A 17,604-nucleotide genomic window follows, 5' to 3' on the forward strand; every position below is an offset into this window, starting at 1 on the left:
CCTCGGTTCCGAGGCACTAAACCAGACTGAATGCTTCGCCGGCGAAGGCCTAGCGGAACATGAACGCGGTCAACACGAAATCCAGCGCCAGCACCACCAGCGACGACACCACCACGGTGGAGGTGGTGGCGCGCGATACGCCTTCCGAGTTGGGCGCGGCATGGTAACCCTGATACAAGGCAATCCAGCTCACCGCAACGCCGAACACCAGGCTCTTGATCAGGCTTTCGAAAATATCGTGCGGATGCAATCCGCTGTGGATCTGCGACCAGTAGGACCCATCATCCACACCCAGGGCAACAACCCCCACCAGATGGCCGCCGGCCACGCCGATCGCCATCAGCGAAAAGATCGAGGCGAGCAGGGGCATCGCGATGATTCCCGCCAGAAAGCGCGGCGCGATGACCCGCTTGATCGGATCGACCGCCATCATTTCCATGCCGGAAAGCTGGTCGGTGGCTTTCATCAGGCCGATCTCGGCAGCCAGTGAAGAGCCTGCCCGTCCTGCGAAGAGCAGTGCCGTGACAACCGGCCCCAGCTCGCGAATCACGCCGAACGCGACCACCACGCCCAATGCGGACGCGGCGCCGAACTGGGCCAGCGTGCGATAACCCTGCAGCGCCAGCACCATGCCGATGAAAGAGCCGGAGATGGCGATGATGATCAGCGACAGCATGCCGATCATGTACAGCTGCTGTATCACCAGCCGCGGCCGCAGCAGCGCCGCCGGCAGGGCGGCGATCATGGTGAACAGGAACAGCGTGGCTTCGCCCAGGCCGCGCAGGAAATCGCCGACGATCTGCCCCAGCTTCATGCGGCGGCATCTCCGAGCAGGTCGGTGGCGTAGTCGTGCGAGGTCTTGTAGTGGAAAGGCACCGGGCCGTCGGGCTTGCCGTCGAGGAACTGCCGCACCATCGGGGAATCGCTGGTGCGGATCGCCTCCGGCGTGCCGTGCGCCAGCACCTTGCCGCCGGAGACGACGTAGGCGTAGTCGGAAATCGACAGTACCTCGTCCACATCGTGCGAGACCAGGATCGAGGTCATGCCGAGGGCCTCGTTGAGGGTGCGGATCAGGCGCATCAGCACGCCCATGGAAATCGGGTCCTGGCCGGTGAAGGGTTCGTCGTACATCACCAGCGCCGGCTCCAGCGCCACCGCGCGGGCCAGAGCCACGCGCCGCGACATGCCGCCGGAGATCTGCTCCGGGTAGAGACCGGCCGCGCCGCGCAAGCCCACCGCTTCCAGCTTCATCAGCACGACGTCACGGATCATGCTGTCGGGCAGGTCGGAGTGCTCGCGCAGGGGGAAGGCGACGTTCTCGAATACCGTCAGGTCGGTCAGCAGGGCGCCGTTCTGGAACAGCATGCCCATGCGCTTGCGCAGCCCGAACAGCTGGCTGCGCGACTGCTTGTGGACGTCCGCGCCGTCGAATTCGACGGTGCCCGACTGCGGCCGCCACTGGCCGCCGATCAGGCGCAGCAGGGTGGTCTTGCCGGTGCCGCTGGGCCCCATGATGGCGGTGACCTTGCCGCGCGGGATGTCGATATCCACCCCGTCATAGATCACGCGCGGGCCGAACGCGAAGCGCAGGTCGCGCACGCGCACGAGAATCTCTTGGCCGGTCGGGGTCATGGGACTGGGAAGCCGGGATATTTGGGCTGGGTATGCGGGCAGTGGATGCGGAGACTACCGTAGCTACGTCATTCTACGCGATTGACACCGCTTTAGAGGCGCCCCGGACCGCTTGGTTCCACGGTTCCGGTCGATTCAGTGTGACGCAAGACCCAGATTGTTCAGCAAGCAGGGTTCGAGGCTGCGCACCACCTCGGTCACCGAGGCCGGGCCGCCGAGTTCGGCCACCTGGGTCATGCGCATGCCGGTCAGCCCGCAGGGATTGATGCGCTCGAAGGGTTCCAGGTCCATGTTCACGTTCAGCGCGATGCCGTGATAGCTGCAGCCGCGGCTGACGCGCAGGCCGAGCGAGCCGATCTTCCGCATTTCGGTGACCCCGCCGGGCCAGTCGCGCTCCACGTACACCCCCGGGGCATCGGCGCGGGCCAGGGCCGCGATGCCGTAGCCGGCCAGGGTATCCAGCATCGCCTGCTCCAGCCGCCGCACCAGTTCGCGCGCGCCGTAGCCGAGCCGATGCAGGTCGAGCAGCACGTACACCACCGCCTGGCCCGGTCCGTGGTAGGTGACCTGGCCGCCGCGGTTGCTTTGCACGATGGGAATGGCCCCGGGTGCCAGCACATGTTCCGGTTTGCCGGCCTGACCCTGGGTGAACACCGGCGGATGCTCGAGGAACCACAGTTCGTCCGCCGCCGCCGCGTCACGGCTGGCGGTGAAATCCCGCATCAGCGCGTAGGTTTCGCTGTAATCGCGCAGGCCCAGCCGGCGCAGCAGCGTCCCGCCCTGCGCCCGGGCTTCCATTTACAGGGACAGCACCACGCTGGAATCGGCGCTGATGGCCTTGGTGATGCGGGTCAGGTGCGCCTCGTCCTCGGCCACGAAAATCAGCGTCAGGCACAGGTATTTGCCGTTGGCCGAGGTGCGGCGCTCCACCTCCAGCCCGGCTTCGGGCTGGAGGTGGCTGCGCACCAGCGTCTGCAGCCGGCCTTCGACTTCGTCGTCGGGACGGACGAACACCTTCACCGGGAAGGAGCAGGGGTAGACGAGGCCGACAACTGCGGAGGTCTTGGTTTCCATGCGATCCAATATAGGGCCGCCCGGCTGCCTTTCAAATTGTCTTCAGGCCGGGTTTACATCCCCAGCCAGAGCTTGATCTGGTCGACCAGGCGATGCCAGAAGCCACCGGCCGGAACGTCCTTCAGCGCTACCAGCGGCACCGTCTTGAGCGGCTTGCCGGCGAGCAGGATGGTGGCCTCGCCGACCTTCTGGCCGGCGGTCAGCGGGGCGATCAGCTTGCCGCTGATCTGCGGCTGCACTTGCAGCTGGCTCTTCTCCCCGGCCGGCAGGGCCAGGTACACCGGGTCGAGCGTGCCGACGCCGACTTCGTTGTCCGCGCCCTTGTAGACCCGCATGCTCTGCACCGGCGCCGCGGCGCCGAGCACGCTGGCGGTGTCGAAGTTGCGGAAGCCGTAGTTGAGCAGCTCCTGGTTGGCCTGTTCGCGATAGGCCCAGCTCTGGCCACCCATCACCACCGAGATCAGGCGGCGGCCGTCGCGCTTGGCCGAAGCCAGCAGGCAGTAGCCGGCGGCCTCGGTGTGGCCGGTCTTGATGCCGTCCACCGTGGGGTCCTTGAACAGCAGGCCGTTGCGGTTCTGCTGCGGGTGTTCGATGCCGTACTTGAACTCGTGCTCGGAAAAGTACTTGTAATCGTCCGGGAAATTCTGGATCAGCGCATGGGCCAGGATCAGCAGGTCATGGGCGCTGGTGTAGTGCTGGTCATTGGGCATGCCGCTGGCGTCGACGAAATGCGTGTTGGTCATGCCCAGCTTCTGCGCATACTGGTTCATGATCTGGGCGAAGGCGTCCTCGCTGCCGGCGATGTGCTCGGCCAGGGCTACGCTGGCGTCGTTGCCGGAAACGATGATGATGCCCCGCAGCAGGTCTTCGATGGTGACGCGGCTGCCGAGCGTCAGGAACATGCGCGATTCGCTCGAGTCCTTGCCTTCGGCCCAGGCCTTCTGGCTGACCAGCGCGGTGTCGGTGAGCTTGAGGCGGCCCTGCTTGATCATGTCGAAGGCGACATAGACCGTCATCACCTTGGTGATGCTGGCCGGCGGCACGTGCGCGTCGATGTTCTGCCCGGCGATGATCTCGCCGCTCTGGTAGTCCATCAAGCCATAGCTGTGGCCGTCGATTGCCGGCGGATCGGGCGCGGCGGCGCGGGCGGCGCCGGAAAGGGAGAAAAGGGCGATAACGATACCGAGCAGGCCGGATTTGAGATTCATCGACTGGGAGCCGTTCAACTTGTAGGGAGGTACTGCGGGAGAGAAGGAACGCATGCGCATTTTACTTCACGGGGACAGGGGAAACTAACTATTCGATGACGGGGACGGCGGGCAGCCGCAGCTCGCTGAGGCGCTTGCGCACCACCGCCAGCAGCTCGTCGTCGATGAAGGGGCCGATCAGCACGCGGCTCACCGCGTTGCCGTTGCGCGTGTCGTTCTTCAGCTGCACGTTGGCGATGCCCAGGCCGTTGAGCTGGTCGCGCATCGTCACCGCGTTGATCGGATCGTTGAACAGGCCGGCCTGCAGGTAGCGCGCCGTCGGCGTCACCGTCTGCGCCGGCACGCTCACCACCGGCGGTGCGGACGGCGCCGAGGACAGCGTATTGGCCAGGCTCAGCCGCGGCGGCGCCGGGGCGGCGGCGACGGCGATCGCCGCCGTTGCGACGGTGGCCGGGATGGTCGGTGGCGGCGGAGCGGCAGTGGCGACAGCCGCGGGCTGCGGCGGCGGTCGTGGCGGCGGTGCCATCGCCATTGCCGGCGCCTGCTGCTGCGGCGCCGGTGCAGGCGGCCGGGGCGTGCCGGCGTACTGGATGGTTGGCGTCGGCATGCTCGGGTCGATGGCTTCCACTTCCACCGGGATCGAGCCCTTGCCCAGGCTGCCCAGCTTCACCGCCGCGGTATAGGACAGGTCGATGATGCGGCCTTCGTGGAATGGCCCGCGGTCGTTGATGCGCACCACCACGCTCTTGCCGTTGTCGATGTTGGTGACGCGGGCATAGCAGGGGATCGGCAGCGTCTTGTGCGCCGCCGTCATCTTGAACATGTCGTAGGCCTCGCCGCTGGAGGTGCGCTTGCCCTGGAATTTCTTGCCGTACCAGGAGGCGTAGCCGCGCTCCTTGTAGCCGCGGGCGTCCTTGAGGATGACGTAGTGGTCGCCGTAGACCTCGTAGGAGTCCGGGTTGCCGCTGCTGCTCTTCGGCTCGGGCTGCGGCACCGCATCGGGGATGTCCGCCACGTTGGCCGGGATCTCCGCCGCCGATGGCGGCCCGTCCTGGCTGGGATTGTTGGACTGATTCGGGTAGATCGGCACGATGCGCGAGTGTCCGCCGGACGCCGGGCCCGACCCTCGGGATGGGCGCACAGCCTCCCCGCCCCCGCAGCCGGTGAGCAGGGCGGCGAGGCAGCACAGCGCAATGGCGGCGAGGCTGCGCATGGCAGCGACGTCAGACCCGATCACGGACTATCTTCCGCCAGTTTCAGCTCGTACGCCAGCGAGGTCACCGCCATCGCGTAGAAGACGCGCGGGTTGTAGGACATCACGGCGTAGAAATTGGGCAGCGCGATCCAGTATTCCGAGGCGCCGTTGTTGTGGCTCAGTTCCAGCAGCCCCGCCGGCGTGTCGCCCGGAAGCGCCGCCGGAGCGGCCACGCCGGCGGCACGCAGGGCGGCGACGGTCTGCGGCGGCAACTTGGCGTTGCGCGTCACTTCCGCCGATGGCGGCGTGGGGGAGTCGATCCCGGCCAGCAGGGCCTGGCCGCGGCGCCAGCTGCGCTGCGGGTCGTAGTTCACCAGGTAGTTGGCGACGCTGCCGATGGCGTCGGCCGGCGACCACAGGTCGGTGCGGCCGTCGCCGTCGAAATCCAGCGCCAGGGTGCGGTAGTTGCTGGGCATGAACTGGGCGAGGCCCATCGCCCCGGCGTAGGAGCCGCGCAGCGCGGTCGGCTGGAAGCGGTCGTCGCGGCACAGCACGAACAGCTGCGTCAGCTCCTCGAAGAAGAACGGCGCCCGCGTCGGGTGATCGAAGCCCAGGGTGGAGAGCGAGTCGAGCACGCGGAACTTGCCGGTGTAGGCGCCGTACTTGGTTTCCACCCCGATCAGGGCGGTCACCACCTCGGGCGGTACGCCGTAGCGCTCCTGCGCCAGGTCCAGCCACTTCTTCTGCTCCTGCATGAAGCGCAGGCCGTTGGCGATATTGGCCGGGGTGACGTGCAGCGGCTTGTAGTCCTCCCAGGTCAGCGTCTTTTCCTTGTTGGTCTGCTCGCTGTGGATCAGCTGCGGCAGCAGCTGTGCCTGCTTCAGCGAAGCCCTGACGTCGTCGAGCTCGCCAGGGGAGAAGGCGTAGCGGGTTTTCAGCGTCTGCAGCAGCTGCGGCGTCTTGGTGTTGCCGCTATAGTCGGCGGCGGCGCCGGCTGTGCAGCAGGCCAGCAGGAGGGCAGTGAAAAAGCGCATGCTGGACTAGCTCGTCAGGAGTTTGCGGTGCGTCTGCACCGACATGAGGATGCCGAAGCCGGCCAGCAGGGTCACCGCCGAGGTGCCGCCATAGCTGACCAGGGGCAGCGGTACGCCCACCACCGGCACCAGGCCGATGACCATGCCGCAGTTGATGAACACATAGATGAAGAAGGTCAGGCCGAGGCTGCCGGCCAGCAGGCGCTGGAAGGTGTCCTGGCCGCGCATGGAGATGACCAGGCAGCGCACCACGATGGCGGTGTAGAGCAGCAGCAACAGCAGCACCCCGATCAGGCCCAACTCTTCCGAATACACCGCGAAGATGAAGTCGGTATGGGCTTCCGGCAGGAAATCGAGCTTGGCCTGCGTGCCCATCAGCCAGCCCTTGCCGAACAGGCCGCCGGAGCCGATGGCGATCTTGCTCTGGGTGATGTGGTAGCCGGCGCCGAGCGGGTCGCGCTCCGGGTCGAGGAAGGTGAGCAGGCGGTTGCGCTGGTAGTCGTGCAGTTTCAGCCACAGCAGGGGCGCCGCTGCCGCCACCGCCCCCACGGCGAGGATGATCCAGCGCCAGCGCAGGCCGCCGAAGAACAGCGCCAGCACCCCGGCGGTTACCACCAGCAGGGCGGTGCCGAGGTCGGGCTGGATGGCGATCAGGCCGGTCGGCACCATGATCAGCGCCAGGCTGACCAGGATGGTGCCGAAGCTCGGCGGCAGGTGGCGGCTTTGCAGGTAGGCGGCCACCGCGATCGGCGCGGCCAGCTTCATCAGCTCGGACGGCTGGAAGCGCATCACGCCCAGGTCGAGCCAGCGTTGCGCTCCCTTGGCGTGCTGGCCCAGCACGGCCACCGCCACCAGCAGCAGCATCGAGAAACCGTAGAACCAGGGCGCGGCGGCGCGGTAGAACTCCGGCGGCGCCTGCGCCAGCACCACCATCACCACCAGGCCCAGCACCAGGCGCTGCGCCTGGCTGATCACCATGCCGAGCGATTGCCCGGTGGCGGAATAGAGCACGAACAGGCCCAGCCCGGCCACCGCCATCAGCAGCAGGCCCAGCACCAGGTCGAAGTGCCAGCGCGCGAACCAGGCGCCCCAGCTGCCGACGGGCTTGGGGGCGGAAGAGATGACGCTGACGTTGACGGTCATGGCTGTGCTCTGCGGTCTGGTGCTATAGCGGCGGCGGTACGGCGCCGCCGCTGTCGGGCAGGCTCGGCGCGGGGGCGCTCTGCCAGCCATCGGGGTGTTCGTCGCTGTCCTCGTCCGGTTCTTCCGGCGCGCCGTCCGCGTCCACCGCCGGCGCGGGCAGCGCCGCCGCCGCCGGGTTGTTGTAGGTCACCCGGCCGAGCAGGTACTGGTCCATCAGGGCGCGCGCCACCGGCGCCGCCGAAGTGCCGCCGTGGCCGGCGTGTTCGGCCACCACCGCCACCACGATCTGCGGATCGTCCGCCGGGGCGAAGGCGACGAAGAGGGCGTGGTCGCGCAGCCGGTAGGCCACCGTTTCCAGCTTGGCCGCCACGGTTTCGTCCTGGCGCAGGCCGGCCACCTGGGCGGTGCCGGTCTTGGCGGCGACGCGGTAGGGTGCGTCCTTGAATACGGCATAGGCGGTGCCGCCGGGCAGCGCCACCAGTTCCATCGCCGCGATCACCTTGTCGAACGCCGCGGTGTTGCCGGCTTCGACCACGGGCAGCGCTTCCGGCCGCACGGCGGTGAGGTCGTGGCTGACCGGGTCCTCGACCGCATGCAGCAGGTGCGGCTTGAAGCCGCCGCCGTGCATCGCCAGCCGCGCCGTGGCCTGGGCCAGTTGCAATGGCGTCACCGTGAGATAGCCCTGGCCGATGCCGGTATTGAGGGTTTCCCCGGGATACCAGGCCTGGCGATACATCTTCTGCTTCCAGGCGCGGGTCGGCAGCAGGCCGGTGCGTTCGCTCGGCAGGTCCAGACCGCTGACGCGGCCGAAGCCGAAGCCGTCGAGCACGCTGACGATGCGGTCGATGCCCATGTTCAGCGCCGCCTGGTAGAAGTACACGTCGCAGGATTTCTGGATGGCGGTGTTGAGATCGACCCAGCCGTGACCGCTGCGTTTCCAGCAACGGTAGCGGCGCTCGCTGCCCGGCAACTGGAAGTAGCCCGGGTCGAATACCTTGGCGTCGGGGTTGAGCGTGCCGGCGATCAGCCCGGCCACGGCGATGAAGGGTTTCATGGTCGAGCCCGGCGGATAGGCGCCGAGCAGGGCGCGGCTGTACAGCGGCCGGTCCGGATCCTCCAGCAGGGCGCGGTAGCTGGCGCCGTCGATGCCGTCGACGAACAGCTGCGGGTCGAAGCCGGGCTTGGACACCAGGGCCAGCACCTCGCCGCTGCGCGGATCGATCGCCACCGCCGCGCCGTCCAGTTCGCCCAATGCCTGTTCCGCAACCGCCTGCAGCCGGGCGTCGATGCTCAGGTAGAGATTGGCGCCGGGCGTGCCGCCCTTGTAGTCCAGTTCGCGCAGCGGCCGCCCGCCGGCATTCGCCTCGACGATCTTGTTGCCGGGCATGCCGCGCAGCGCATCTTCGTGGCTTTTCTCGACGCCGGACTTGCCGATCTGGGTCAGCCCCGAGTACTGGCTCTCGTTCAGCGTGGCGTAGTCCGCGTCGGAAATGCCGCCGACGTAGCCGATCAGGTGCGAAGCCTGCGCGCCCAGGGGGTAGGCGCGCACCAGGCTGGCGTCGACCGCCGCGCCGTCGTTGCGGAAGTCGTAGCGGTTGATCTCGAAGTTGGCCACTTCCTCGGCGGACAGGTTGCTGCGCAGCGCCACCGGGCGGTAGCGCGGCGTCTTGTGCATGCGGTCGCGGAAGCGCGTCACGTCGCGCTCGCTGATCTTCACCAGCCGGCCCAGGCGCGCCAGGGTGTCGTCCAGCTTGTGCGCCTGCTCCGGCACGATGTTGAGCACGAAGGACGGCTGGTTGTGCGCCAGCAGCGCGCCGTTGCGGTCGAAGATCAGACCGCGCACCGGAGGCACCGCCACCAGGCGCATGCGGTTGTCGTCGGCGCGGGTGCTGAAGTAGTCGTGCTGCACCACCTGCAACTGCACCAGCCTCAGCACCAGGAATGCCAGCAGCAGCGCGCACAGGCCGATGGCGACATAGACGCGGCCGCTGAAGGCGCGCCGCTCTTCCCACAGATCCTTGATTGCCTGGTAGCGGTTCATCGGCTACCCGGCCCGGCGCGCAAGCTCAAGGCAGGAGGCCGCGACGGCTGCGGCGGCCGCCTGTGCTTCCCAGCAGGCCGGCGGCCAACGGCCACAACAGACTGGTGGAGATCAGGGGCAGCCAGCGGCGCAGGGGATCGGCGGGATGATGAGTCAGGCCGTCGATCCAGAACATCAGGAAGATATACAGCGCCCACACCGGCACCAGCACCAGCGTGGCCTGCCACAGCGGGAATGACAGCAAGGTCCCGCTGAGACGCCGCGCAACGTACGCCACCGTCACCAGTCCCAGCGCATATTGCCCCAGCGGCGCACCGTACAGCACGTCGCAACACAGCCCCAGCAGCCAGGCCGCCACCAGGGCCGGCATTTCCGGGGCGTATATCGCCCAGTAGGCCAGGGCCATCACCAGCAACAGCGGCCGGAACGGGCTCACCGCATCCGGCAGCGCCGTCACCTGCAGCACCAGGGCCAGCAGCAGGCTGAACAGGAATACCAGCGGATTGCTGTCGCGGTTCATCAGTACACCGCCGGCGCTGGCGCCGGAGCCGGGGGTGTGGCCGGCGGCGACGCCGGTTTGGCTGGTGCCGGGGCGGGTTTGGACTGCGCCGCGGCAGGCTTGGACGGTGCCGCAGCGGGCTTGGATTGTGTTGCGGCGGGTTTGGGCGGTGCGGCCGCGGGCTTTGCCGGTGCCGGTGCGGGCTTGGGTGCCGTCGCCGCCGGCGCCGCCGGCTTTTTCTGCGGCGGTTCGGGCTTGCGGGCGGCGGGCGGGGTGGTATCGCGCTTCGGCTCGGAGGCGGCATTGGAGCCGCCGACGGCATCCGCGGCGTGGTCGCCGGCGGCCTCGGGTTCGGCGGCCTGCTGCGGCCGTTCCGCCCACACCAGCAAGGCCTGGTGGCCCTGGTTGAGTTTGGCGGTCGGGTAGGCGATGCCTTCCATGAAGTTCTCGCCGGCGGGGTGGCGCAGTTCGTTGATCCTGCCCACCGGGTAACCGGGCGGATAGCGCCCGCCGAGCCCGGACGACACCAGCAGGTCGCCGACCTTGATGTCGGCGTTGCCGGGAAGGTAGGGCAGGGACAAGGTCTGGCCGTCGCCGCGGCCCAGGGCCACGGTCTGCAGGCCGGTGCGGTTGATCTCCACCGGCACGCCGCTGTCGGCGTCGGTGATCAGCAGGGCCACGCTGCTGGCGGGATTGACCTCGATCACCTGCCCCATGATGCCGTCGGCGTCGACCAGGGCCTGGCCCTTGTAGACGCTGTCGTGCTCGCCCTTGTTGAGCACGATCTGCCGGTACGGCTCCTGGCTCACGCCCATGATCTCGGCGATCAGCACCCGCGTCTGCAAGGAGGCGGCGGAGGAGAGCAGTTCGCGGATGCGCGCGTTCTCGGCTTCCAGCGCATCCATGCGCAGCACCCGGCCTTCCAGCTCGAGCTGCTTCTGGTGCAGGGCGGTGTTCTCGGTCAGCAGGTCCTCGCGGCTGCGGAAGTGGTCGCCCAGGCCGGCGGTGGAACGCGGCAGCGAGGTCACCCACAGCAGCGGCTCCAGGGCCCGCGCGGTCCATTCCCGCACCGGGCGCAGGCGCGCGTCGCCGTGGTTGTCGGCGACCATCAGGCCGATCGACAGGGTCGCGAAGAGGAGGAATTTCAACCCCAGTCCGGGGCCGCGGGGAAACAGCGATTTGCGGGCGGAGTCGCTAAGCGTGTTCAAGGGCCGTGGCGGGGTGAGTGAGCAGCTGGATATGGGGATTCCAGACTGCCCGGACATTCAGTCAAGCATAGGGCTCGGCGCGTGCGCCGACAACCGATATTGCCAGGAGAGCGGGCCCCGCTTGGCGGAACCCGCGAGGGCCGGTCCGGAACGCTGCCGGAACAGCCGTTGCACCGCTCAATCCATCAGGTAGATATCGCCCTGGCGATCGAGCATGTCGAGCAGCATGCCGCCGCCGCGCGCCACGCAGGTGAGGGGGTCGTCGGCGATGATCACCGGCAGTCCGGTTTCCTCGGAAATCAGCTTGTCCAGGTCGCGCAGCAGGGCGCCGCCGCCGGTCAGCACGATGCCGCGCTCGGCTACGTCCGAGCCCAGTTCCGGCGGGGTGCGTTCCAGCGCCTGCTTCACCGCCTTGACGATGCCGGCCAGCGGCTCCTGCAGGGCGTCGAGGATCTCGTTGGAGTTCATGGTGAAGTTGCGCGGCACGCCGGCGGCCAGGTGGCGGCCGACGACGTCGATTTCCTGCACTTCCGGCCCCGGGAAGGCGGTGCCGATTTCCTGCTTGATGCGCTCGGCCGTGGCCTCGCCGATCAGCATGTTGTACTGGCGGCGGACGTAGCTGACGATGGCCTCGTCGAACTTGTCGCCGCCGATGCGCACGCTCTCGGCGTAGACGATGCCGTTGAGCGAGATCACCGCCACTTCCGAAGTGCCGCCGCCGATGTCCACCACCATCGAGCCGCGGGCTTCGGAAATGGGGATGCCGGCGCCAAGGGCGGCCGCGATCGGCTCTTCGATGACGAAGACCTTGCGCGCGCCGGCGTTTTCCACCGACTCGCGGATGGCGCGGCGTTCCACCTGGGTGGAGCCGTAGGGCACGCACACCACCACGCGGGTCATCGGGCGCATCACGCGGCCCTTCTGCACCTTGCGGATGAAGTGCTGCAGCATCTTTTCCGTGACCGTGTAGTCGGCGATGACGCCGTCGCGCAGCGGGCGGATGGTGGAGATGTTGGTGGGGGTGCGGCCGAGCATGCGCTTGGCGTCGAGGCCCACCGCCTCGATTTTCTTGCTGCCGCGGGAATCCAGGCGGATGGCGACCACCGAAGGCTCGTTCAGGACGATGCCCTCGTCCCGTACGTAGACGAGCGTGTTGGCGGTGCCGAGGTCGATGGAGAGGTCGTTTACGAAGAGGCGGCGGACGGCGTCGAACATCGTTTTGTGAGAATCCGGATTCGTTGAAAGAAACAGTGGAGAATGCGTCGGTACTGCGGGGCAGCTCTATTCGGGATTTTGGCGCTACCGGCACCGCCACGGGGCGGGCCCGGGCGCGATGCGGCAGGCGTAGGGAATGTGCAAATCGTTTATCATTTCATGATAGCGCATTTTCTTCCGTGAAAGTCTGCCGTTTGGCCGGTTCTGCACTGTTATCGACCAGCCCGCGACAGCCTGCCCGATCCTCAATCCAGCCAATACCAACCGATTGAATCGCCGATGAGCCTGAGTCCGGAACAAGTCAAACAGGTCGCGCATCTTGCGCGGCTCTCGCTGCCGCCCGAAAAGGTCGAGCCTTACGCGCGCCAGCTGTCCAATATTCTGGACATGGTGGGCCAATTGTCCAGCGCCAGCACGGACGACGTGCAGCCGATGGCCCATCCGCTGGAGATGGTGCAGCGCCTGCGCCCCGATGCGGTGAGCGAGGAAAACCGCCGCGAAGCCTTCCAGGCCATCGCCCCGGCCGTGCAAGACGGCGTCTACCTCGTACCCAGGGTCATCGAATGAGCCTGCACGAACTCTCCCTGCGCGAATTGGGCGAAGGCCTGCGCGCCAAGAAGTTTTCCAGTCGGGAGCTGACCGGCCACTACCTCGGCCGCATCAGCCAGCACGACAAGGCCCTGAACAGCTACATCACCGTCACCGCCGACCGCGCCCTGGCCCAGGCCGACGCCGCCGACAAGACGCTGGCCGCCGGCGCGGGCGGAGCCCTCACCGGCATTCCGCTGGCGCAGAAGGACATCTTCTGCACCTCCGGAGTGAGGACCTCCTGCGGCTCGAAGATGCTGGACAAGTTCATCGCCCCCTACGACGCCACCATCGTGCAGAAGCTCGATGCGGCCGGCATGGTGATGCTGGGCAAGGCCAACATGGACGAGTTCGCCATGGGCTCGTCCAACGAAACCTCGTACTACGGCCCGGTGAAGAATCCCTGGGACCTGGAACGGGTGCCGGGCGGTTCCTCCGGCGGCTCGGTCGCCGCGGTTGCCGCCGGCCTGGCGCCGATCGCCACCGCCACCGACACCGGCGGTTCGATCCGCCAGCCGGCCGCGCTGACCAATCTCACCGGCATCAAGCCCACCTACGGCCGCGTTTCGCGCTACGGCATGATCGCCTTCGCTTCCAGCCTCGACCAGGCCGGGGTGGTGGCGCACAGCGCCGAGGACGCCGCGGTGGTGCTGCAGGCCATGTCCGGCTTCGATCCGCGCGATTCCACCAGCGTCGAGCGGCCGGTGGATGACTACATCAGCGGCCTGGGCGCTTCGCTCAAGGGCTTGCGCATCGGCTTGCCCAAGGAATACTTCGCCGAAGGCCTCGATCCCGGCGCCCGCGCCTGCATCGAGGCGGCGATCAAGGTGTTCGAGGGGCTGGGGGCCAGCGTGCGCGAAGTGTCGCTGCCCAGTTCGCCGCTGTCGGTGCCGACCTATTACGTGGTGGCCCCGGCGGAAGCCTCCAGTAACCTGGCCCGCTTCGACGGCGTGCGCTACGGCCATCGCGCCGAGGGCGTGCACACCCTGGAAGAGCTGTACAAGCGCAGCCGTGGCGAAGGCTTCGGCGCCGAGGTGCAGCGCCGCATCATGATCGGCACTTATGTGCTGAGCCACGGCTACTACGACGCCTATTACCTGAAGGCGCAGAAAGTGCGCCGGCTGATCTACGACGATTTCCGCCGCGCCTTCGGCGAAGTGGATCTGATCCTGGGGCCGACCGCGCAGAGCGTGGCCTTCAAGCTCGGCGACAAGACCGACGACCCGGTGGCGATGTATCTCAACGACATCTACACCATCGCCGCCAACCTCGCCGGCATCCCGGCCATGAGCCTGCCCTGCGGCTTCCACCAGGACCTGCCGATCGGCATGCAGCTGATGGGCAATTTCTTCGACGAGGGCCGCATGCTCAACGCCGCCCACCAGTACCAGCAGGCCACCGATTTCCACAAGCGGCGGCCGCAAGCGTTCGCGTGATGCTCCGCAGCCGTCACTGGATGTCGCTGGGCCTGTCGGCGCTGGCCGCCGGCTGCGCAGCGTCCGGCGGCCAGGAGCCGCCCTTGCCGTTTCCGAAGGAAACCTACGGCGCGCTGTTGACGGAATTCAAGCGCATACAGGCCGAAGGCAGCCATGCCGGCTGCGGCACGGTGGGGTTCGAACTCGACGACGCGGGGCACGCTTCCGGCTTCAGGATTTTTTATTCGGCGCCGGATATCCGCTTCGCGCAAGCGGAAATCCAGGCGTTATCGGCGACGCAATTTCCACCAAACACGCAGCCGCGCCGTCGCGCCATCTCCATGACGGGCGGCCACGATGACGGCAAGAGCGGCATGGCCGAGTGCAATCGCCACGACTTCAAGCAAGCTGGGCATCAGGCCACAGCCGAGGGTTATCTAGAATGAATTGGGAAGCCGTAATCGGGCTGGAAGTGCATTGCCAGCTCCAGACCAAATCGAAAATCTTCTCCGGTGCGGCCACCGCCTACGGCGCCGAGCCGAACACCCAGGCCGACGGCGTGACGCTGGGCTTTCCCGGCGTGCTGCCGGTGCTCAACGGCGAAGCCCTGCGCATGGCGGTGACTTTCGGTCTCGCGGTCGGGGCGGAAGTGGCGGAGCGTTGCGTCTTCGCGCGCAAGCACTACTTCTATCCGGACCTGCCCAAGGGCTACCAGATCTCGCAGTACGAGCTGCCGATCGTGGGCAAGGGCAAGCTCGACATCGAGCTGGACGACGGCCGCGGCGGCGTCACCCACAAGACCATCGGCATCACCCGCGCCCACATGGAAGAGGACGCCGGCAAGTCCCTGCACGAGAATTTCTCGGGCGCCACCGGCATCGACCTCAATCGTGCCGGCACGCCGCTGATCGAGATCGTCTCCGAGCCGGACATCCGCACCGCGCAGGAAGCGGTGGCCTACCTGAAGAAGCTGCACCAGCTGGTGGTGTACCTGGGCATCTGCGACGGCAACATGCAGGAAGGCAGCTTCCGTTGCGACGCCAACGTCTCCGTGCGCCGCAAGGGCGAGCCCTTCGGCACCCGCACCGAGACCAAGAACGTCAACTCCTTCCGCTACGTCGAAAAGGCCATCGAGTACGAAATCCAGCGCCAGATCGAGGTGATCGAGGGCGGCGGCAAGATCATCCAGGAAACGCGCCTGTTCAACCCGGATACCGGCGAGACCAAGTCGATGCGCGTCAAGGAAGATGCCAACGACTACCGCTACTTCCCCGATCCGGACCTGCTGCCCATCGTCTGCACGCCGGAGTACATCGCCGCCATTCGCGCCAGCCTGCCGGAACTGCCGGAAGCCAAGCGCGCGCGCTTCGAGCGGGATTACGGCCTGTCTCCGTACGACGCCAAGACCCTCGTCAGCTCGCGTGAACTCGCCGCCTATTACGAAGCGGTGGTGAAGGCGTCCGGTGCCGAACCCAAGCTCTGCGCCAACTGGGTCGCCACCAACCTGCTCGGCGCGCTGAACAAGATCGGCCAGGACATCGACACCTCGCCGGTCAGCGCCGACGCCCTGGCCGGCCTGCTCAAGCGCATCGCCGACAAGACCATTTCCGGCAACGGTGCCAAGGAAGTGTTCGAGGCGATGCTCGCCGGCGAAGGCGACGCCGACAGCATCATCAAGGCCAAGGGCCTGGTGCAGATCACCGACGAATCGGCCATCGTCAAGGCCATCGAGGAAGTGATCGCGAAGAACCCCGGCCAGCTCGCCGAGTACCGCGCCGGCAAGGACAAGCTGTTCGGCTTCTTCGTCGGCCAGGCGATGAAGGCCACGCAGGGCAAGGCCAATCCGGACGCGTTGAATCGCTTGCTCAAGGAAAAGCTGGCGGGATGAATCGTCTGACCGGTTTTGTATTCGAGAACAAGGTGGCGCACGGCGCCTTCGTCGAGCTGTCCGAAGGCGTGGGTGAGATGCTCGGCCGCCGCGCCTACAGCGGCGACGTGCGCAAACTGCTCGGCGAGGCCATGGCGGCGATGCCGCTGCTCGCCACCCATCTGGGCTACGAGGGCCGCATCAACCTGCAGTTCCAGGGTGAGGACGCGGTGAAGATGCTGGTGGCCCAGGTCGACCATCATCTCGAAGTGCGCGCCATGGCCAAGGCCCCGGAGGACTTGCAGGGCAGCTTCACCGGCCTGTTGCGGGGCGGGGTGCTGGCGCTGATGCTGGAGCCCAATGCCGAGCACCGTGAATCCACCCAGGCCTCGGTGCCGATCGAAGGCACCTCGCTGGCGCAGGCGCTGGAAGCCTATTTCACCCAGTCCGAGCAGTTGCCGACGCTGATCCGTCTGGCCGCCGACGGCGACCGCCTGCGCGGCTTCCTGCTGCAGCGCATGCCGCTGGAAGATGCCCGGGGTGGCGAGGAGGACTGGGAGCACGTTTCCATTCTCGCCGCGACCCTGAAGCCGGAGGAGATGCTGCAGGCCGATCTCGCCACCCTGCTGGGGCGCCTGTTTGCCGAAGAGGAAGTGCGGGTGTTCGAGCCGCGCCCGGTCACCGTGGCCTGCCGCTGCTCGCGCGCCGGCATTTCGCGCCTGCTGCTGTCGCTGGGGCGCGAGGAGTGCGACTCCATCCTGGCCGAGCAGGGGCGCATCGCCGTCACCTGCGAGTTCTGCGGCAAGGAATATGCGTTCACGCAGTTCGAGACGGCGGAGTTGTTTGCCGCTGCGGGCGCAGTTCCGTCCACGACTCGACATTGAAGCCCTCGGGCTTCAATGTCGAGTCGTGGGTATGTAGGTATGTCCATCCTGGACAAGACCGGGCCATCCGTGGCCCGGACTGTTGAAACAAGCGTCGCTAATCCAGAGTTCTGCTGAACCCATGATCGTTCCGCGCTATCGCATTGCTGATTCCGGCATCGCCGGCGCCGGCAAGGGCTTCTTCCTTGACGAGCCGGTGGCGCGCGGCCGCGTCATCATCGCGCCGGACAAGGTGCATACGCTCATGGCGGAGCGGGAGTTGCGCAGGTTCCCGCCGGGGTCGATCGAGGTCGATTCGAGCGTGCGCTGGTTCGAGGACTGGTTTTCGCTGACGCCGGAGTGGAGCGACGAGTGCTACGTCAACCACTGCTTCGCCCCCACCGGCCTGTGGCACCTGGGCTTCATCTTCGCCCAGGACGATCTTGCCGCCGGCACCGAGCTGACCATCGACTACCGTCTGGTCATCGGCAGTGGCGAGGAGATGCCGTTCCGTGATTCCGCCACCGGCCAGCCCATCGTCGGCCTGCAATGGCAGGACAACCTGCGCCAGAGCGCGCAGCGGTTGCTGCAATTAATCGGAAACCGCGACTGACCGACGGGT

Annotated in this window: 18 protein-coding genes; 6 read left to right on the forward strand and 12 right to left on the reverse strand. The window is 67.2% G+C overall.

Translation table 11 applies throughout. From position 1 onward, the window contains the following. Positions 1-49 precede the first annotated feature (49 nt). From mlaE to BP26_RS0112285, 12 genes are all read right to left on the reverse strand, one after another. Positions 50-814: a lipid asymmetry maintenance ABC transporter permease subunit MlaE gene (gene mlaE / locus BP26_RS0112230; RefSeq protein ID WP_029920869.1), complete on the reverse strand. Its 765-nt coding sequence runs from the start codon at positions 812-814 to the stop codon at positions 50-52. Continuing rightward, a complete protein-coding gene (locus BP26_RS0112235) occupies positions 811-1,632 on the reverse strand; it encodes an ABC transporter ATP-binding protein (RefSeq protein WP_029920870.1) in 822 nt (273 codons plus the stop codon). The genes mlaE and BP26_RS0112235 overlap by 4 nt, the downstream gene beginning before the upstream one ends. A gap of 135 nt (positions 1,633-1,767) precedes the next feature. Beyond that, positions 1,768-2,430 (reverse strand): lipoyl(octanoyl) transferase LipB, encoded by a 663-nt coding sequence (gene lipB / locus BP26_RS0112240; protein WP_029920871.1) that lies wholly within the window; start codon positions 2,428-2,430, stop codon positions 1,768-1,770. Continuing rightward, positions 2,431-2,706 (reverse strand): DUF493 family protein, encoded by a 276-nt coding sequence (locus BP26_RS0112245; RefSeq protein ID WP_029920872.1) that lies wholly within the window; start codon positions 2,704-2,706, stop codon positions 2,431-2,433. It abuts the gene before it with no gap. 53 nt (positions 2,707-2,759) lie between these two features. Then, entirely contained in the window at positions 2,760-3,914 is a 1,155-nt protein-coding gene (locus BP26_RS0112250; protein WP_029920873.1) for a D-alanyl-D-alanine carboxypeptidase family protein, read from the reverse strand. Positions 3,915-4,002: 88 nt separating this feature from the next. Next, complete coding sequence (locus BP26_RS30885) at positions 4,003-5,151, reverse strand: septal ring lytic transglycosylase RlpA family protein (protein ID WP_157572497.1); 1,149 nt, start codon at positions 5,149-5,151, stop codon at positions 4,003-4,005. Then, entirely contained in the window at positions 5,148-6,143 is a 996-nt protein-coding gene (gene mltB / locus BP26_RS0112260; RefSeq protein ID WP_029920875.1) for a lytic murein transglycosylase B, read from the reverse strand. Before mltB ends, BP26_RS30885 begins: the two co-directional genes overlap by 4 nt. Before the next feature lie 6 nt (positions 6,144-6,149). Next, complete coding sequence (gene rodA / locus BP26_RS0112265; RefSeq protein ID WP_029920876.1) at positions 6,150-7,286, reverse strand: rod shape-determining protein RodA; 1,137 nt, start codon at positions 7,284-7,286, stop codon at positions 6,150-6,152. 22 nt (positions 7,287-7,308) lie between these two features. Continuing rightward, positions 7,309-9,327, reverse strand: a complete 2,019-nt coding sequence (mrdA, locus tag BP26_RS0112270) for a penicillin-binding protein 2 (protein WP_029920877.1) — start codon at positions 9,325-9,327, stop codon at positions 7,309-7,311. A gap of 25 nt (positions 9,328-9,352) precedes the next feature. Further along, entirely contained in the window at positions 9,353-9,847 is a 495-nt protein-coding gene (mreD, locus tag BP26_RS0112275) for a rod shape-determining protein MreD (protein ID WP_029920878.1), read from the reverse strand. Next, entirely contained in the window at positions 9,847-11,091 is a 1,245-nt protein-coding gene (gene mreC / locus BP26_RS0112280) for a rod shape-determining protein MreC (protein ID WP_084183037.1), read from the reverse strand. The genes mreD and mreC overlap by 1 nt, the downstream gene beginning before the upstream one ends. 120 nt (positions 11,092-11,211) lie before the next feature. Beyond that, positions 11,212-12,249, reverse strand: a complete 1,038-nt coding sequence (locus tag BP26_RS0112285) for a rod shape-determining protein (RefSeq protein WP_029920880.1) — start codon at positions 12,247-12,249, stop codon at positions 11,212-11,214. A 279-nt stretch (positions 12,250-12,528) separates the two neighbouring features. On the opposite strand from BP26_RS0112285, the gene gatC reads away from it, so the two are divergent. From gatC to BP26_RS0112315, 6 genes are all read left to right on the forward strand, one after another. Continuing rightward, on the forward strand, positions 12,529-12,816 hold the full coding sequence (gene gatC, locus BP26_RS0112290) for an Asp-tRNA(Asn)/Glu-tRNA(Gln) amidotransferase subunit GatC (RefSeq protein ID WP_029920881.1): 288 nt from the start codon (positions 12,529-12,531) through the stop codon (positions 12,814-12,816). 2 nt (positions 12,817-12,818) lie between these two features. Further along, on the forward strand, positions 12,819-14,273 hold the full coding sequence (gatA, locus tag BP26_RS0112295) for an Asp-tRNA(Asn)/Glu-tRNA(Gln) amidotransferase subunit GatA (RefSeq protein WP_029920882.1): 1,455 nt from the start codon (positions 12,819-12,821) through the stop codon (positions 14,271-14,273). 20 nt (positions 14,274-14,293) lie between these two features. Further along, positions 14,294-14,698 carry a hypothetical protein gene (locus tag BP26_RS0112300; RefSeq protein WP_157572498.1) on the forward strand — a complete coding sequence of 135 codons (405 nt, stop codon included), beginning with the start codon at positions 14,294-14,296 and terminating at the stop codon, positions 14,696-14,698. Next, positions 14,695-16,140, forward strand: a complete 1,446-nt coding sequence (gatB, locus tag BP26_RS0112305) for an Asp-tRNA(Asn)/Glu-tRNA(Gln) amidotransferase subunit GatB (RefSeq protein WP_029920884.1) — start codon at positions 14,695-14,697, stop codon at positions 16,138-16,140. The genes BP26_RS0112300 and gatB overlap by 4 nt, the downstream gene beginning before the upstream one ends. Then, entirely contained in the window at positions 16,137-17,003 is an 867-nt protein-coding gene (gene hslO, locus BP26_RS0112310; RefSeq protein WP_029920885.1) for an Hsp33 family molecular chaperone HslO, read from the forward strand. Before gatB ends, hslO begins: the two co-directional genes overlap by 4 nt. A 121-nt stretch (positions 17,004-17,124) precedes the next feature. Further along, positions 17,125-17,595 carry an SET domain-containing protein gene (locus tag BP26_RS0112315; protein WP_029920886.1) on the forward strand — a complete coding sequence of 157 codons (471 nt, stop codon included), beginning with the start codon at positions 17,125-17,127 and terminating at the stop codon, positions 17,593-17,595. Positions 17,596-17,604: the final 9 nt, after the last annotated feature.

Origin of the sequence: Nevskia soli DSM 19509 (assembly GCF_000711955.1) — a bacterium.
Classification (GTDB): Bacteria; Pseudomonadota; Gammaproteobacteria; order Nevskiales; family Nevskiaceae; genus Nevskia; species Nevskia soli.

Coding starts and splice junctions, on each gene's coding strand:
- mlaE (WP_029920869.1), bottom strand. CDS start 814: ATGAAGCTGGGGCAGATCGTCGGCGATTTCCTGCGCGGCCTGGGCGAA.
- BP26_RS0112235 (WP_029920870.1), bottom strand. CDS start 1,632: ATGACCCCGACCGGCCAAGAGATTCTCGTGCGCGTGCGCGACCTGCGC.
- lipB (WP_029920871.1), bottom strand. CDS start 2,430: ATGGAAGCCCGGGCGCAGGGCGGGACGCTGCTGCGCCGGCTGGGCCTG.
- BP26_RS0112245 (WP_029920872.1), bottom strand. CDS start 2,706: ATGGAAACCAAGACCTCCGCAGTTGTCGGCCTCGTCTACCCCTGCTCC.
- BP26_RS0112250 (WP_029920873.1), bottom strand. CDS start 3,914: ATGAATCTCAAATCCGGCCTGCTCGGTATCGTTATCGCCCTTTTCTCC.
- mltB (WP_029920875.1), bottom strand. CDS start 6,143: ATGCGCTTTTTCACTGCCCTCCTGCTGGCCTGCTGCACAGCCGGCGCC.
- rodA (WP_029920876.1), bottom strand. CDS start 7,286: ATGACCGTCAACGTCAGCGTCATCTCTTCCGCCCCCAAGCCCGTCGGC.
- mrdA (WP_029920877.1), bottom strand. CDS start 9,327: ATGAACCGCTACCAGGCAATCAAGGATCTGTGGGAAGAGCGGCGCGCC.
- mreD (WP_029920878.1), bottom strand. CDS start 9,847: ATGAACCGCGACAGCAATCCGCTGGTATTCCTGTTCAGCCTGCTGCTG.
- mreC (WP_084183037.1), bottom strand. CDS start 11,091: ATGTCCGGGCAGTCTGGAATCCCCATATCCAGCTGCTCACTCACCCCG.
- BP26_RS0112285 (WP_029920880.1), bottom strand. CDS start 12,249: ATGTTCGACGCCGTCCGCCGCCTCTTCGTAAACGACCTCTCCATCGAC.
- gatC (WP_029920881.1), top strand. CDS start 12,529: ATGAGCCTGAGTCCGGAACAAGTCAAACAGGTCGCGCATCTTGCGCGG.
- BP26_RS0112300 (WP_157572498.1), top strand. CDS start 14,294: ATGTCGCTGGGCCTGTCGGCGCTGGCCGCCGGCTGCGCAGCGTCCGGC.
- gatB (WP_029920884.1), top strand. CDS start 14,695: ATGAATTGGGAAGCCGTAATCGGGCTGGAAGTGCATTGCCAGCTCCAG.
- hslO (WP_029920885.1), top strand. CDS start 16,137: ATGAATCGTCTGACCGGTTTTGTATTCGAGAACAAGGTGGCGCACGGC.
- BP26_RS0112315 (WP_029920886.1), top strand. CDS start 17,125: ATGATCGTTCCGCGCTATCGCATTGCTGATTCCGGCATCGCCGGCGCC.